Source organism: Variovorax sp. GW823-FHT02B07 (assembly GCF_058797695.1).
The window spans coordinates 1291238-1305846 of the sequence record NZ_JBXAJX010000002.1; the positions used below are offsets into that span (position 1 = coordinate 1291238).

The 14609-nt window shown below is 69.3% G+C and carries 13 protein-coding genes; 7 read left to right on the forward strand and 6 right to left on the reverse strand.

Annotated elements, in window-relative coordinates:
- Positions 1-22: 22 nt before the first annotated feature.
- The 4 genes from moeA to AC1RGU_RS16980 are packed head-to-tail and all read right to left on the reverse strand — an operon-like array spanning position 23 to position 4470.
- The gene (gene moeA / locus AC1RGU_RS16965; RefSeq protein WP_492696941.1) at positions 23-1339 is read right to left on the reverse strand and encodes a molybdopterin molybdotransferase MoeA; all 1317 of its coding nucleotides are present in this window, start codon (positions 1337-1339) and stop codon (positions 23-25) included.
- Positions 1336-1980 (reverse strand): molybdenum cofactor guanylyltransferase MobA, encoded by a 645-nt coding sequence (gene mobA, locus AC1RGU_RS16970; RefSeq protein ID WP_492696942.1) that lies wholly within the window; start codon positions 1978-1980, stop codon positions 1336-1338. Before mobA ends, moeA begins: the two co-directional genes overlap by 4 nt.
- A gap of 11 nt (positions 1981-1991) precedes the next feature.
- Positions 1992-3131, reverse strand: a complete 1140-nt coding sequence (gene moaA, locus AC1RGU_RS16975) for a GTP 3',8-cyclase MoaA (protein ID WP_492696943.1) — start codon at positions 3129-3131, stop codon at positions 1992-1994.
- Between the two features lie 49 nt (positions 3132-3180).
- A complete protein-coding gene (locus tag AC1RGU_RS16980; protein WP_492696944.1) occupies positions 3181-4470 on the reverse strand; it encodes a serine hydrolase domain-containing protein in 1290 nt (429 codons plus the stop codon).
- A gap of 251 nt (positions 4471-4721) precedes the next feature.
- On the opposite strand from AC1RGU_RS16980, the gene AC1RGU_RS16985 reads away from it, so the two are divergent.
- On the forward strand, positions 4722-5360 hold the full coding sequence (locus AC1RGU_RS16985) for a superoxide dismutase (RefSeq protein ID WP_492696945.1): 639 nt from the start codon (positions 4722-4724) through the stop codon (positions 5358-5360).
- Positions 5361-5379: 19 nt separating this feature from the next.
- Positions 5380-6303, forward strand: a complete 924-nt coding sequence (locus tag AC1RGU_RS16990) for a ZIP family metal transporter (RefSeq protein WP_492696946.1) — start codon at positions 5380-5382, stop codon at positions 6301-6303.
- Positions 6304-6327: 24 nt separating this feature from the next.
- Here the strand turns inward: AC1RGU_RS16990 and AC1RGU_RS16995 are convergent, their stop codons facing one another.
- The gene (locus tag AC1RGU_RS16995; RefSeq protein WP_390343523.1) at positions 6328-7761 is read right to left on the reverse strand and encodes an aldehyde dehydrogenase family protein; all 1434 of its coding nucleotides are present in this window, start codon (positions 7759-7761) and stop codon (positions 6328-6330) included.
- 55 nt (positions 7762-7816) lie between these two features.
- A complete protein-coding gene (locus tag AC1RGU_RS17000; RefSeq protein WP_095745539.1) occupies positions 7817-8374 on the reverse strand; it encodes a peroxiredoxin in 558 nt (185 codons plus the stop codon).
- A gap of 131 nt (positions 8375-8505) precedes the next feature.
- Between AC1RGU_RS17000 and AC1RGU_RS17005 the strand changes: the two genes are divergently transcribed.
- Genes AC1RGU_RS17005 through AC1RGU_RS17025 form a run of 5 tightly spaced genes read left to right on the forward strand, consistent with a single transcriptional unit; the run spans position 8506 to position 14595 of the window.
- The gene (locus AC1RGU_RS17005) at positions 8506-10071 is read left to right on the forward strand and encodes a phospholipase D family protein (RefSeq protein WP_492696947.1); all 1566 of its coding nucleotides are present in this window, start codon (positions 8506-8508) and stop codon (positions 10069-10071) included.
- A 9-nt stretch (positions 10072-10080) separates the two neighbouring features.
- Positions 10081-10854 (forward strand): sterol desaturase family protein, encoded by a 774-nt coding sequence (locus AC1RGU_RS17010; RefSeq protein WP_492696948.1) that lies wholly within the window; start codon positions 10081-10083, stop codon positions 10852-10854.
- Positions 10835-11776 carry a fatty acid desaturase family protein gene (locus AC1RGU_RS17015; protein WP_492696949.1) on the forward strand — a complete coding sequence of 314 codons (942 nt, stop codon included), beginning with the start codon at positions 10835-10837 and terminating at the stop codon, positions 11774-11776. Before AC1RGU_RS17010 ends, AC1RGU_RS17015 begins: the two co-directional genes overlap by 20 nt.
- A 4-nt stretch (positions 11777-11780) precedes the next feature.
- A complete protein-coding gene (locus AC1RGU_RS17020) occupies positions 11781-13700 on the forward strand; it encodes a StlD/DarB family beta-ketosynthase (protein ID WP_095745536.1) in 1920 nt (639 codons plus the stop codon).
- Positions 13684-14595, forward strand: coding sequence for a DUF6999 family protein (locus AC1RGU_RS17025; RefSeq protein ID WP_095745535.1), 912 nt, complete (start codon positions 13684-13686; stop codon positions 14593-14595). The genes AC1RGU_RS17020 and AC1RGU_RS17025 overlap by 17 nt, the downstream gene beginning before the upstream one ends.
- The last annotated feature ends 14 nt before the right edge of the window (positions 14596-14609 follow it).

Below are 14609 nucleotides of genomic sequence, written 5' to 3' on the forward strand. Positions count from 1 at the left end.
CCGCCAGCGGTAGGGCCAGGGGCTAGATCAGCCCTTCGAAGACCATCACGTCGACTTCCTGCCCGGCGTCGACATGGCCCTGCTCGTGGGGCAGCACCACGAGCCCGTTGGCCTCGAGCATCGAGCTCAGCACGCCCGATCCCTGGTGCGCCGCCACCCGCACCTCGGGCAACGACCCCGGCACTTGGCGGACAACGCCGCGCTGGTACTCGGTGCGCCCCGGTTTCTTGCGGATGGGCCCGGCGCTGCGCGCGCGCAGCAGCGGCGGCGGGGCACAGGCCGCGTCGTGGCAGCCCATCAGCCGCAGCAGCGCCGGCCGCACGAAGGCCAGGAAGGCGACCATCGCCGCCACCGGATTGCCCGGCAGGCCGAACAGCACGGCCGACGTGGCCGCGGCCTCGCGCGGACGCGGAATCAGCCCCACCGCCAGCGGCCGCCCGGGCCGCATCGCGACCCGCCAGAAGGCCATGTCGCCCAGTTGCTGCATCACGTCGCGCGTGTGGTCGGCCGCGCCCGCGCTCACGCCACCGCTGGTGACGATGGCGTCGGCTTCGCGCGCCGCGCGCTGCAACGTGGTGGTGAGCGTGGCGGGGTCGTCGTGCACCAGGCCGAGGTCGACCACCTCGCAGCCCAGCCGCGTGAGCAGGCCGAACAGCGTGTAGCGGTTGCTGTCGTACACGGCGCCTTCGCGCGGCGTGTCGCCCAGGCAGAGGATTTCGTCGCCGGTCGAAAAGTACGCCACGCGCAGCCGGCGCCGCACGGTCACGCGCGCCAGGCCGAGGCTGGCGACCATGCCGAGCGCGGCCGGCGACAGGCGCTCGCCGCGCCGCAGCGCCGGCTGGCCCTGCATCAGGTCTTCGCCGGCCAGGCGGCGGTTGTCGCCACGGCCCAGCACGCGGGCCGGAAAGCAAACCTGGTCGCCGTCGACCTTGCAGAACTCCTGCGGGATCACGGTGTCCAGGCCGGCCGGCATCATCGCGCCGGTCATGATGCGCACCGCGTCGTGCGGCCCGAGCGCGCCGCGCCAGGCCGAGCCGGCCAGCGCCGTGCCCGCCACGCGCAGCGTGAGCGAATGGTCGATGGGCGCATCGGCCGGCAGCAGCGCGCCATCGAAGGCGTAGCCGTCCATGGCGGAGTTGTCGTGCGGCGGCACGCTCACGGGCGAAACGAGGTCGTCCGCCAGCACGCGGCCGAGCGCGTCGCGCAGCGCGACCTCTTCGGTGTCTGCCACGGCCAGCGGTGCGACGAGGCGCGCGAGAAAGGCGGCGACGGTGTCGACGTCGAGGTCGCCCGCGTCGTAGTCCGCGAGGTCGGCGGCGATGGCGGCGATGCGGCTCATGGCTGTTCGAGCGTCTGCAGGTCGGCCAGCGTGTTCGCGTTGAAGAAGGCGTCGGGCGCGTCGCCGGGGCGGTCGAAGGGAACGGTCAGGGCGTTGTGCTGCGCGGTCCAGGCGCCGACCTTGCGGCCGCCTTCCTCGACAAAGCGGCGCAGGCTGTCGCGCAGCGCGATGTGCAGCAGGCAGAACACCGGCTGGCGACGCAGCACCGTGCGGCCGTCGGCCTCGGTTTCAGGCGCGGCGGCCATGGCGATGCGCGCGTGGGCGCCCTCGGCGGCCAGGGCTTCGGCCAGTCGCGCCGCCAGGTCGGGCGGAAAGCGCGGCGTGTCGCAGGGCACGGTGAGCAGCCAGGGCGTGGGGCAGTGTTCGAGCCCGCTCAGCATGCCGGCCAGCGGGCCGGGGTGGTCGGGCACGCTGTCCGCGAACACGGGCACGCCCAGCGCTTCGTAGGCGGCGAAGTTCCGGTTGGCATTGATCAGTACGCGGCTGACCTGCGGGCGCAGCCGCCGCACGGCGTGCGCGGCGAGCACTTCGCCCTGGAGCAACTGCAGGCCCTTGTCGACCCCGCCCATGCGGGTGCCGCGCCCGCCGGCGAGCACGAGGCCCGTGATGTCGGCCGCTGCGATGGCCGGTGCGGTACCCATGGCTGGCGGCCTCATCCGCCGATGTAGCTCATCTCGACGCGGCGGGGCGCCGCCGCGTCGGGGGCGCTGTCGTCGGGGCCGCGCAGGGCGCGCAGCTCGGAATAGCGGTCGGCGCGGCCCTGCCAGATGTGGCCGATGGCGGAGGCGATGTCGCTGTCGCTCGCACCGTCGCGCAGCATCGGTCGCAGGTCGTGGCCCTGGCTGGCGAACAGGCACAGGTACAGCTTGCCCTCGGTTGACAGGCGCGCGCGGCTGCAGTCGTGGCAGAAGGCCTGGGTCACGCTGCTGATCACGCCGATCTCGCCGCCGCCGTCGGCATAGGCCCAGCGCTGGGCGGTTTCGCCGGGCGTGGTGGCTTCGAGCGGCACGAGCGGAAACTCGGCCGCGATGCGGGCGATGACCTCGGCCGAAGGCAGCACCTCGTCCATGCGCCATCCGTTGGTGGCGCCCACGTCCATGTACTCGATGAAGCGCAGTACGACCTTGCCGCCGTGGTGCTCGCGGAAGTAGCGCGCCATCGGCAAAATTTCCTGCTCGTTGGTGCCGCGCTTGACCACCATGTTGACCTTGATCGGGCCCAGGCCCGTGGCCAGGGCGGCGTCGATGCCGGCCAGCACGTCGGCCACCGGAAAGTCGACGTCGTTCATGTGGCGGAACACGGCGTCGTCCAGGCTGTCCAGGCTCACCGTCACGCGCTGCAGGCCGGCGGCCTTCAGCGCGGCGGCTTTGCGTTTCAGCAGCGAGCCGTTGGTGGTGAGCGTGAGTTCGAGCGGGTCGCCGTCGGGCGTGCGCAGCTCGGCCAGTTGGGCGATGAGCCCCTCGATGTGCTTGCGCAGCAGCGGCTCGCCGCCGGTCAGGCGGATCTTGTGCACGCCGTGCGAGGCGAACAGGCGCGCCAGGCGCGTGATTTCCTCGAAGCTCAGCAGGGCGCTGTGCGGCAGGTACTGGTAGTCCTTGTCGAACACGTCCTTGGGCATGCAGTAGCTGCAGCGGAAGTTGCAGCGGTCGGTCACGCTGATGCGCAGGTCGGTCAGCGGGCGGCCCAGCCGATCGGCCAGCAGGCCGGTGGCGGGCACGGCAATGTCCGGCGCGGCCACGACGGCGTGGCCGGCCTGAGCGATCGGAATGACGGTGCTGCTGCTTTTCTTCATGGGGCGATGCCGATTTTGCGCCATGGCCCGCGACCGCGCGCCATGCGGGCTACTTCAGCACCGCCGCATAGACCATGTTGCGCGCGAGGCTTCGGTAGTGGGTGCGGTACTTGGGCGATTGCAGCATCAGCACCACGAACAGCTCGTTCTTCGGATCGACCCACATGTAGGTGCCGCCCGCGCCGCCCCAGTTGTACTCGCCGCCGCCGGACGGGTAGGGCGCTTCGCCGTCGTTGCGGCGCACCGCGAAGCCCAGGCCGAAGCCGTAGCCGGGGCCCGGCAGGTACAGCGGGCCGGGCACGATGCCGGCGCCGGCGTTCGAATGGTCGGTCGTCATCAGCGCCAGCGTGCGCGGGCCGAGGTAGCGCGTGCCGTCGAGCGTGCCGCCATTGAGCAGCATCTGCAGGAAGCGCGCGTAGTCGGATGCGGTCGACACCAGCCCGCCACCGCCCGATTCGAACTTGCGCACGATGCGCGGGTCATTCAGGTCGGCGCCAACGCCGAAGCTGCGGTCGCTCGGCAGCGGCTCGGCGATGCGCGGCTGGCGCGCTGGTTCGGGCACGTAGTAGGTGGTGTCCTTCATGCCCAGCGGGTCGAACAGGCGCGCCTTTTCGAACTGGTACAGCGACTGGCCCGACACCACCTCGACCACGCGGCCCAGGATGTCGGTCGAGTAGCTGTAGTCCCAGGTCGTGCCGGGCTGGTAGGCCAGCGGCAGCTTGGCCAGGCGCTGCGAGAACTCGGCGCTGGTCGGATCGCCGTCCGCGAGGTTGGCGGTGTTGTAGGCCTGTTTCACCAGCCCTGGGCCGAAGAAGCCGTAGGTCAGGCCCGAGGTGTGGCGCATGAGGTCCTGCACGGTGATCGGGCGGCGCGCGGGCACGGTCTCGAGCACCGGCTTGCCGTCGGCGCCGGGTTTCTCGATGCCGACCGTCATGCGGGCGTACTCGGGCAGGTACATCGCGACCGGGTCGTCCAGCTTCATGCGGCCGTCTTCCACCAGCATCATCGCGGCGACCGTGGTGATGGGCTTGCTCATCGAGTAGATGCGGAAGATGCCGTCGCGCGGCATCGGCGTGCCGGCGGTGGCGTCGAGCTTGCCGACGGGTTCGAACCACGCGACCTTGCCCTGGCGCGCGACCAGCAGCACCGCGCCGGGAATCTTGCCGGCGGCCACGTCGGCCTTGAGCACGTCGGTGAGCTTCTGCAGGCGTTCGGTGGACAGGCCCACCGACTCGGGCCGGGCGGTGGGCAGCGACTGGGCGGTGGCGAGCAGCGGCAGGGCGAGGCTCAGGCCGAGCAAGGCCGTGCGCACCAGGGCGCGGCGCTTCAGGAAAGTCATGCGTGTTGTCTCCGTCGGTGGTGGATGGATGGAACCGGCAGGACGGTCTTGACGCCGTCCGTGCGAACCGGTCGCGGGGCAGTGTATCGGTGGATGGGCCCTAGAGCGGCACGCGACGAGCTGGCTGATTGGCGGCATCTATGGTGCCGATATCTTGACGCAGACAATGAGAATTACTATCATTTGAACGCCTGAGTACGCAGCACAAGCACCACGCAAAGGGCTCTCTTCCAACAAGGAGCTTCCGAACCGTGCCGTACACCCTGCCAGCCTTGCCCTATGCCTTCGACGCGCTCGAACCCCACATCGACGCGCAGACGATGGAGATTCACCACGGCAAGCACCACCAGACCTATGTGAACAACCTGAATGCGGCGTTGAAAGACACGCCGCTTGCGGACACGCCGGTCGAAGCCCTCATCGCCGGTGTCGAGGAATTGCCCGAGGCGCTGCGCGCCCCCGTGCGCAACAACGGCGGCGGCCACGCCAACCACAGCCTGTTCTGGACCGTCATGGCCCCGGTGGGCGAGGGTGGCGGCGGGGCGCCGTCGGGCGCACTCGCGCAGGCCATCGACACCGACCTGGGCGGCTTCGACGCCTTCAAGGACGCTTTCACCAAGGCCGCGCTCACGCGCTTCGGCAGCGGCTGGGCCTGGCTGGTCGTCGGTGCCGACGGCAAGCTCGCCGTGGAAAGCAGCGGCAACCAGGACAGCCCGCTGATGCGCGGCATCGGCTCGGGCAAGACCCCGATCCTGGGCCTGGACGTGTGGGAGCACGCCTACTACCTGAAGTACCAGAACCGCCGCCCCGAATACATCGCGGCCTTCTACAACGTGGTGAACTGGGCCGAGGTGGCCCGCCGCCATGCCGCCGCGACCGGCGGCCGATGAGCCGAAGAGGAGCCTGCCCATGAACGACACGCCGCAGGGCGCGGTGGCCACAGCGCCGCCGCCCAGGTCGCCGCGCCCGTTGCGCGAATGGATCGGCTTTGCCATCGTCGCGGCCGGTGCGCTGGCGCTGGCGTCGCAGTTCTGGTCCTTCGTGCGCGCCGACCCGCTGGTGTGGAACGCGCTGCGCGGCGGTTCGGTGGCGGCGCTGGCGACCGCGCTGGGCACGCTGCCGGTGCTGTTCTCGCAGAAGCTGCCCGACAAGCTGCAGGACACGCTGTTCGGCTTCGGCGCGGGCGTGATGCTCGCGGCCTGCGCCTTCTCGCTGATCATTCCCGGGCTGGACGCCGCCAAGTCGATCGGCGTCTTCGGCGGCGGCGACTGGGCGGCCGGCGGCGTGATCGGCACGGCCATCCTGCTGGGCGGCCTGGTGCTGATGACCATGGACCGCGTGCTGCCGCACGAGCACTTCATCAAGGGCCGCGAAGGGCAGAGCGGGCGGCAGCTGCGCCGCACGTGGCTCTTCGTGTTCGCGATCGCGCTGCACAACGTGCCCGAGGGTCTGGCCATCGGCGTCGGCTACGCGGCCAACAACGGCGTGCGCGCCGATGCGCTCGCCACCGGCATCGCGATCCAGGATGTGCCCGAGGGGCTGGTGGTGGCCGTGGCGCTGCTGGCTGCCGGCTACAGCCGCTTGTTCGCGGTGCTGATCGGCATGGCGTCAGGCTTGGTCGAGCCGCTGGGCGCCGTGCTCGGCGCGGCGGTGGTGGGGCATTCGGCGATGCTGCTGCCCTGGGGGCTGGGCTTCGCGGCGGGTGCGATGCTGTTCGTGATCAGCCACGAGATCATTCCCGAGTCGCACCGCAAGGGGCACGAAGCCTATGCGACCAGCGGGCTGATGATCGGCTTCGTGCTCATGATGCTGCTGGACACCGCGCTGGGCTGACGCCCGGGCGCGGCGTCGTCAGCCTCAGCCGTGCTTGACGGCGATGGTCTTCAGGGTCGTGAAACCGTACAGGGCCTCGAAGCCCTTCTCGCGCCCGTAGCCCGACGACTTCACGCCACCGAACGGCAGTTCCACGCCGCCGCCCGCGCCGTAGTTGTTGATGAACACCTGGCCGCTCTTCACACGCCGGGCCATGCGGAACTGACGCGCGCCGTCGGCCGTCCAGACGCCGGCCACGAGGCCGAACTGGGTGGCGTTGGCGAGCGCCACGGCTTCGTCTTCGTCGGCGAACTGCATCGCGGCGAGCACGGGGCCGAACACTTCTTCCTGCGCCAGGCGGTGGCTCACGGGCACGTCGCGCAGCAGGGTGGGCGCCTGGTAGAAGCCGGTCTCGGGCGCTTCCTCGACCACCACGCCCTGCGCCACCATCGGGATGCCGGCGTGCTGCGCGTCGCTCAAAAAGTCCCACACGCGCTGCTGCTGCGTCTGGCGGATCAGCGGGCCGACGTCGAGGTCCATCGCCGCGGGGCCCACGCGCAGGGCTTCGAAGGCATGGCCCAGGCGCTCGAGCAGGGGCTCGTAGATGTCGCGCTGGATCAGCACGCGCGAACCCGCCGAGCAGGTCTGGCCGGCGTTCTGCACGATGGCGTTGATCACCACGGGAATCACCGCGTCCAGATCGGCGTCGGCGAACACGATCTGCGGGCTCTTGCCGCCCAGTTCGAGCGTGACCGGGCAGTGCCGTTCGGCCGCCACCTGCTGGATCAGCGTGCCGATCTTCGGGCTGCCCGTGAAGCTGATGTGGTCGATGCCTTCGTGCCGCGCGAGCGCGTCGCCCACTTCATGGCCGTAGCCCGTCACGATGTTGAGCGCGCCGGCCGGAAAGCCGACCTCGGCCGCCAGCTGCGCCACGCGGATCAGCGACAGGCAGGCGTCTTCGGCGGGCTTCACCACGCACACGTTGCCGGCCGCCAGGGCGCCGCCCACGCTGCGCCCGAAGATCTGCATCGGGTAGTTCCACGGAATGATGTGGCCCGTGACGCCGTGCGGCTCGCGCCAGGTGAAGACGCTGTAGCCGTCCTGGTAGGGAATGGTCTCGCCGTGCAGCTTGTCGCAGGCGCCGGCGTAGAACTCGAAGTAGCGCACCAGCGCCACCGCGTCGGCGCGGGCCTGCTTCACGGGCTTGCCGCAGTCGCGCTGCTCGATGAGCGCGAGCTCGTCGACGTGCTCGGCGATTTTCTGCGAGAGCTTGAAGAGCAGGCGGCCGCGGTCGGCGGCGCTGACCTTGTGCCACACGCCCTCGAAGCAGTCGCGCGCGGCGCGCACGGCGGCATCGATGTCGGCGGCGTTGCTGCGCTGGATCTCGTCGAAGGGCTGGCCGTCCGAGGGGTCGATGACGGGGAGGGTGCGGCCGGAGGCGGAGGGAACGTCCGCGTTGGCGATGTAGTTGAGCTGCATGGGGCGAGATTTTGCGCGAAGCCCGCGCCGCGCGTGGCGCCCCGGCCGGCCCGCCTTACTTCGCCGCGGTGGCTTTGGGCAGCGCGCGCACGGCGTTCAGCATGCGCTCGACGTGCTTGTCGGGGTTGAGGTTCTGGTAGTAGTAGGCGACCTTGCCGTCGGTCGCGATCACGTACGACAGGCGGTTGGCGAAGTCGGGCCGGGTCTGCATCAGCGCGTCGAAGCCCTGGATCACGGTCTTGCCCTGGTCGGAGGCCACCGGAAAGCGGCTCTGGCAGGACTTGACCGAGAACTTGGAGAGCGTGTCGATGTCGTCGGCCGACACGCCGATCACCGAGGCGCCCAGCGCGGCGAACTGGTCGACCGCCTCGGCGAAGGCGTGGGCCTCGATGGAGCAGTCGTTGGAGTCGGCCGCCGGAAAGAAGTACAGCACCACCGGTCCCTTGGCCAGCGCCTCGGCCAGCGAGTAGCGGAAGGTCTTGCCGCCCAGCGCGGCCGTGGCCGTGAACTTGGGCACCGGGTCGCCGATGTCGAGTGCGGCGTGGGCAGTGGGTACCCCGGCGGCGAGGGCCGCGGCCCATAAAGCGGTGCGCAAAAGGAGCGATCGGGCCATGATGTAACTCCGAAGCGAAGTGAATCGAATTCTAGGACGACGCTTCGCAAAAAGGGCCCCGTTGAAACCGCCGCGGGAGGACCGGCGTACATCAGGGCAGTGGCATCCACAACGACAAGAGGAACCCGACCATGAACGCCTGGGCCCGATCTCTTCTGCGCACGGCGCTGGCCGGCGTGCTGCTGGCATTGCTCGGCGCGTGCGGCTCGCTGCCGCCGGCGCGCGAACGCCCGGCCGAACACGCCGCCGCGGCCGACCCGGGCACCGCGCTCGCGAAGATCGTCGCGGCCTCCACGCCGCCCGGCGAGCATTCGGGCTTCCGGCTGATGCCGTTGGGCGTGTACTCGCTCGACGCGCGCCTGCAGCTCGCGCAGCGCGCCGAGCACTCGCTGGTGGTGCAGTACTACCAGCTCGAGAACGACGCCACCGGCCGGCTGCTGCTGCGCACGCTGCGCGAGGCGGCGGCGCGCGGCGTGAAGGTGCGGGTGCTGGTGGACGACCTGTACACGGTGAAGAGCCAGCAGCTGCTGCTGGCGCTGTCCGAGACGCCCAATGTGTCGGTGCGCCTGTTCAACCCGTTCTGCTGCGCGCGCGACGGGTTCCTGTCGCGCTTCGTGGTGTCGATCTTCGACATCCACCGGCTCAACCACCGCATGCACAACAAGCTCTTCATTGCCGACGGCGCGATGGCGGTGGTGGGCGGGCGCAACATCGCCGACGAGTACTTCGTGCTGAGCGAAGCGCAGAACTTCATCGACATGGATGCGCTGGTGGTCGGCAAGGTGGTGCCGCAGCTCGAGAGCATCTTCGACGCCTACTGGAACAGCGACCAGATCTGGCCCATTGCCGAGATCGTGCGCAAAGAGGCCGGCGCCGCCACCTTCGATGCCGAGATCGGCATGTCGGGCCCGCCGCCGAAGGTCGTGCTGCCGCCCTCGGACATCCTCGGCTACGGCCCCATCGCCGAAGAACTCGACGGCGGCCGCATGGGCCTGCTGTGGGGCGAGGCCCGCGCCATCGCCGACCCGCCGTCCAAGCCCACGACGCTGACGGCCGAAGATGCCATCGCCACCAGCGTGACGATGAAGGTCTGGGCGCTGTTGCTCGACGCCAAGACCGAGGTCGACCTGACCTCGCCCTACCTCGTGCCGGGCGAGCGCGGCATGGCCGCCTTCGAGGACCTGGCCAAGCGCAAGGTCAAGCTCACGCTGCTGACCAATTCGCTGGCCGCCAACGACGAGCCGCTGGTGCACACCGGCTACGCGCGCTACCGCGAGCGCCTGCTGAAAGGTGGCGCCGACCTGTACGAGCTGAGCCCGCAGCGCACCACCGCGAGCATGCGTTTCGGCAGCTTCGGCAACTCGCTGGGCCGGCTGCACGCCAAGACCGCTGCCATCGACAAGACGCGCATCTTCATCGGCTCGATGAACCTCGACCCGCGCTCGGCCAGCCAGAACACCGAGATGGGCGTGGTGGTCGACAACCCGCAACTGGCGCGCGAGATGCTGCGCATCATCCATGTGAGCAAGCTGCAGAACTCGTACCGGCTGCGGCTGTCGAAGGAGGGCGGCACGCTCGAATGGCTCACGAACGACGGCGAGAAAGAGGTGATCCTCACCTCGGAACCCGAGTCGGGTTTCTTCCAGCGCCTGTACAACACCCTGATCTCCCCGCTGGTGCCCGAGATGCTGTTGTAGCCTCGGGGGATGGCGCAGACCTTCACTTCTCTTTCGGCCCCGCAGGTCATGCTGTGGGGCCTGCTGTTCTTCGGCGGCATCTACCTGGGTTTCGGCGCGCTCACCTGGCTGCTCACGAAGCGCGTGCTGCCGGCGCTGGGCATCGGGCGCGCGCTCGACCCGCGGCCGTTGCAGCCCGGCCAGCTGCGGCGCGAGCTCACGCAGTCGGGCATCTCGGTGCTGATCTTCGGGCTGGGCATGGTGTTTCCATGGGGGCTGCTGCAGCTGGGCTGGGCGCGGCTGGTGCCCGACGCGGGCTGGCGCCGCATCGGCATCGAGATCCTCGTGCTCGCGGTGTGGAACGACGTGCATTTCTGGCTCAACCACCGGCTGCTGCACACGCGCTGGCTGCGCCGCTTCCACGGGCCGCACCACCGCTCGTTCGTGACCACGCCGTGGGCCACCTACAGCTTTCACCCGATCGAGGCGCTGATGCTCGGCAACGTGATCCTGCTGCCGATGGTGCTGCACGACTTCAGCTTCTGGTCGCTGGCGTCGGTGCCGGTGTTCAGCCTGTTCTTCAACTGCGTGGGGCATTCGAACTACGACTTCGTGCCCGGCGTGTCGTACAGCCACTGGTTCGCCGCGAGCCGCCGGCACCACCTGCACCATGCCGTGCACAACGGCAACTACGGCTTCCAGTTCACCTTCATGGATCGGTTGTTCCGCACGCGCATCGCGGCCGACGCGGCCGAGCCGCTGTTCCAGGCGTTTCGAAAGAAGCATGGCGCCACGACGGCCTGACGCGCGCCATCGGCTGCCGCGGCTGCGCCATTGGCGCGACTGGCAAAGCCTCGCGTACCTCGTCGCCTTGCCCGCGCTGGCGGCGTGGCAGTGGGTGCACGGTTTCCAGGTGGTGCCGTATGCGCTGATGCTGTTCCTCACGCTCGGCATCGGCGTGATCCACCACAACCACGTGCACCTGCGCATGTGGCGCGGGCGGCGCATGAACCGGTTGACCGACTTCTGGATCACGCTGCTGCAGGGCCACCCGACCTTCGTCTTCTGGCCCGCGCATGTGGCCAACCACCATCGCCATCGTCATGGACCGAAGGACGTGGCGCGCACCTACCGCTTCGGCGGCGACACCAACCACCTGTGGGGCTACCTGCTGCACCCGTTCCAGGCGGTGTGGGTGCTGATGCCGCTGTTTTTCGGCTGGCTCGCGCGGCTGCACCAGCATCACCGCGGTGCCTGGCGCTACTGCATGGCGCAGTACGCGCTGTGGCTGGTCAGCTGGACCGTCCTGCTGGCGATCGACTGGCGCAAGGCGTTGCTCTTCGTGATCGTGCCGCAGCTGCACGGCCTGCACTGGCTGCTGGCCACCAACTACCTGCAGCACGCGCACGCCGACGGCCGCAAGACGCCGCGCAAGGATGCATCCGGCGATACCCGCGGTAGCCAGCTGAACTACGCGCGCAATTTCGAGGGGCTGGTGAACCCCTTGCTGTTCAACATCGGCCTGCACACCGCACACCACGAGAACCCGCATGCCCATTGGTCCGAGCTCACGCACCTGCATCACACGCGCTACCGCGCGCAGGTGGCACCCGCGCTCAACGAGGGCGGGCTGGTGCCGTACATGGTGCGCGTCTTCGTGCTGGGGACCGTGTGGCCGCGTTTTCGCAGCCGCTCGCTGATGCCTCCCGATTCACCCATCTCCTGAACCCATGCCCGTTTCATTCCAACGCGTGTACCTCGAAAGCGCCGGCTATTTCATGCCCGGCGAGCCTGTTCCCAACGACCGCATGGACGCGTACATCGCGCCGCTCAACCGCATGTCGGAGCGCATCAAGCGCCGCATCCTGGCCGAGAACGGCATCCTCACGCGGCACTACGCGATCGACGAAGAAGGCGTGACACGCCACACCAACGCGCAGCTGGCGGCCGGCGCGATCCGCGACTGCCTGCAGCGCGGCGGGGCCGAGCTGTCGCGCGTGTCGCTGCTGGCCAGCGGCTCCTCGGGCGGCGACACGTTGATGCCCGGCTTCGCCAACATGATCCAGGGCGAGCTGGCGGCGCAGCCGATGGAAACGCATTCGGTGCACGGCATCTGCGCGGCCGGCGTGTCGGCGATCCAGACGGCGGCGCAGGGCATCGAGCTGGGCGCGCACCGTTCGGCGCTGGCGGTGGCCAGCGAAATGCCGTCGCGCCTGTTCAAGCGCTCGCGCTTTGCCGCGCGCGGCTACGAGACCGACTTCGACTCGCACTTCCTGCGCTGGATGCTGTCCGATGGCGCGGGCGCGCTGCTGCTGTCCGACGGCACGCCCGCGCTGGCCGGCAAGCCGGGGCTGCGCCTGAAGCTGAAGTGGGTGCACCAGCGCGCTTTCTCGGGCGACTACCCGGTGTGTATGCAGCTCGGCCTCACCGAAGACCGCGCGCGTGGTCACCTCGATTTCGGCTCGTGGGCCGAGGCCGAAGCGGCCGGCGCGCTGTCGCTGCGCCAGGACATTCGCCTCTTGCCGCACCTGTTCGACATCGGCATCCACGAGTACGCGGGGCTGGTGCGCGACGGCTGGGTCGATCCGAAGCGGGTCGACCACTTCCTGTGCCACTACTCGTCGGAAAAATTCATCCCGGTGGTCGAAGACCTGATGGCCAAGGCCGACCTGGCGATTCCGCGCGAACGCTGGTGGAGCAACCTCGCGTGGCGCGGCAACACCGGCGCAGCGTCGATCCTCGTGATGCTCGCCGAGTTCCTGCACACCAAGGCGCTGAAGCCGGGCGAGCAGATCTTCTGCTACGTGCCGGAGTCGGGGCGCTTCATGGCGGCGTACATGCTGCTCGAGGTCGAGGCCGTCGATGCGGCGCCCGTCGTGATCGCGCCCCGCGCGGCGGCGGTGGCGCCGGACGACGACCTCGTCATTGCGCCCCCGCACGACCCGGCCGCAGCGCCCGAGGGCCTGGGCGCCTTGCTGACCGAGCTGGCCGCCATCTGGCACGACTACCGCTCGCGCGTGTGGCGCACGCCGCTGATCCGCCAGATCCGCGAGCGCCGCTTCGCCGTGCCCGACTACCTGAACTGGATGGAGCAGTGGGTGCCGCAGGTGCGCGAAGGCAGCCTGTGGATGCGCGAAGGCGCCGCCTCGTTGAGCGAGCCGTACCGCATGCTGTCGTCGCTGATCGACGTGCACGCGGGCGAGGAGCAGAACGACTTCAACATCCTCTTCAGCGACTACCGCAAGGCCGGCGGCACGGTCGAATCGATCGACGAACTGCGCCGCAACCCCGGCGGCGAGGCGCTCAACGCCTACCTGCACGGCCTGGCCGCCACGCGCGACCCGATCGGCCTTTTGGGCGCGATCTACATCATCGAAGGCACGGGCCAGCGCATCGTGCCGGCGCTGCTGCCGCTGCTCAAGGCCAGCCTGAAGCTGCCGCCCGACGCCTTCCGTTTCCTCGAGTACCACGGCCACAACGACGAGCACCACCTGAACCGCTGGCTCGCCGCGGTCGAGATGGTGATGGCCGTGGAAGGGCAGGCCCGCGCTGCTCGCCAGATTGCCGACACCGCGCGCCACACGGCGGCGCTGTACCTGATGCAGTTCCAGCACATCACCGAACGAATGCCCCATGGATCGAACCCCTGAATTCCTGAAGCAGGCGCACGACGAGCGCGACCCCAGCCCCTGGCTGGCGCTGTACCTCGACCAGAGCACGCCGCTGCCCGACGACGTCAAGGCCGCGTGGCTGGCCGATTCGAGCTCGGCCTCGCGCCAGTACCTGCTGCCGTTCCTGCGGCCGATCGCGCGGCTGACGATCATCCTGATCCAGATCGTGAAGGTGTTCGTGCCGCGCAACTGGTCGCACTCGATGCTGCTGCACCGCTTCCTGGCGTGGGGGCTCAAGCGCTTCGTCTCGCCCGAGGCCAACTGGCTGATCCTGCGGCACTTTCACCTGGGCTCGCAGGTGCTGGCCTTCATCGGTCGCAACTCGCCCGCGCCCGTGGGCACGTCGCCGCTGGAGCCGGCCGACATCGACGCGCTGAAGGACGAGATGTTCCTGAAGCACGACCTGAACCTGTTCAACTTCGTGATCCGGCTGAACACGGCGCTGCGCGACAAGGGGCTGGCGCTGTGCAAGGCCGAGCAGGTCGATTTCTCGATGATCCAGCCGCCGGCGTTGCGGCTGGAAGACATGCCCCAGGGCAAGCTCAATTTTCTCGACCTGCAAAGCGCCATCGAGCTGTTCACGCCGCTGTACCAGCTGATGCTGACCGACAACGATTTCTGGCGCGCCGCCAACTCCTTGCAACTGGACGAAACCATCGGCATCTACGCGGCGACGATCCTGAACGCGCCGGAGCACCTGATCCTGGTCAACAACAAGCATCCGCTGGTGCCGCTGTCGACCTTGCGGGCCGGGCATCGGCTGGTGATCCACGGCCTGTCGACCGAAATGCTCCACAGCCTGCTCCAACGCATGCGCGCGGCGCAGGAAGCCATGTCGGCAGAGACACTTCCGCGCGACCCGCCCCTTGCATAGGGGTATGCTGTCCC

What these genes read in the sequence shown, in the direction of transcription:
- AC1RGU_RS16990 (WP_492696946.1), top strand. Translation starts at nt 5,380, where the DNA reads ATGAACGACACGCCGCAGGGCGCGGTGGCCACAGCGCCGCCGCCCAGG.
- AC1RGU_RS17025 (WP_095745535.1), top strand. Translation starts at nt 13,684, where the DNA reads ATGGATCGAACCCCTGAATTCCTGAAGCAGGCGCACGACGAGCGCGAC.
- AC1RGU_RS16980 (WP_492696944.1), bottom strand. Translation starts at nt 4,470, where the DNA reads ATGACTTTCCTGAAGCGCCGCGCCCTGGTGCGCACGGCCTTGCTCGGC.
- mobA (WP_492696942.1), bottom strand. Translation starts at nt 1,980, where the DNA reads ATGGGTACCGCACCGGCCATCGCAGCGGCCGACATCACGGGCCTCGTG.
- moaA (WP_492696943.1), bottom strand. Translation starts at nt 3,131, where the DNA reads ATGAAGAAAAGCAGCAGCACCGTCATTCCGATCGCTCAGGCCGGCCAC.
- moeA (WP_492696941.1), bottom strand. Translation starts at nt 1,339, where the DNA reads ATGAGCCGCATCGCCGCCATCGCCGCCGACCTCGCGGACTACGACGCG.
- AC1RGU_RS17005 (WP_492696947.1), top strand. Translation starts at nt 8,506, where the DNA reads ATGAACGCCTGGGCCCGATCTCTTCTGCGCACGGCGCTGGCCGGCGTG.
- AC1RGU_RS17000 (WP_095745539.1), bottom strand. Translation starts at nt 8,374, where the DNA reads ATGGCCCGATCGCTCCTTTTGCGCACCGCTTTATGGGCCGCGGCCCTC.
- AC1RGU_RS17020 (WP_095745536.1), top strand. Translation starts at nt 11,781, where the DNA reads ATGCCCGTTTCATTCCAACGCGTGTACCTCGAAAGCGCCGGCTATTTC.
- AC1RGU_RS17015 (WP_492696949.1), top strand. Translation starts at nt 10,835, where the DNA reads ATGGCGCCACGACGGCCTGACGCGCGCCATCGGCTGCCGCGGCTGCGC.
- AC1RGU_RS16995 (WP_390343523.1), bottom strand. Translation starts at nt 7,761, where the DNA reads ATGCAGCTCAACTACATCGCCAACGCGGACGTTCCCTCCGCCTCCGGC.
- AC1RGU_RS17010 (WP_492696948.1), top strand. Translation starts at nt 10,081, where the DNA reads ATGGCGCAGACCTTCACTTCTCTTTCGGCCCCGCAGGTCATGCTGTGG.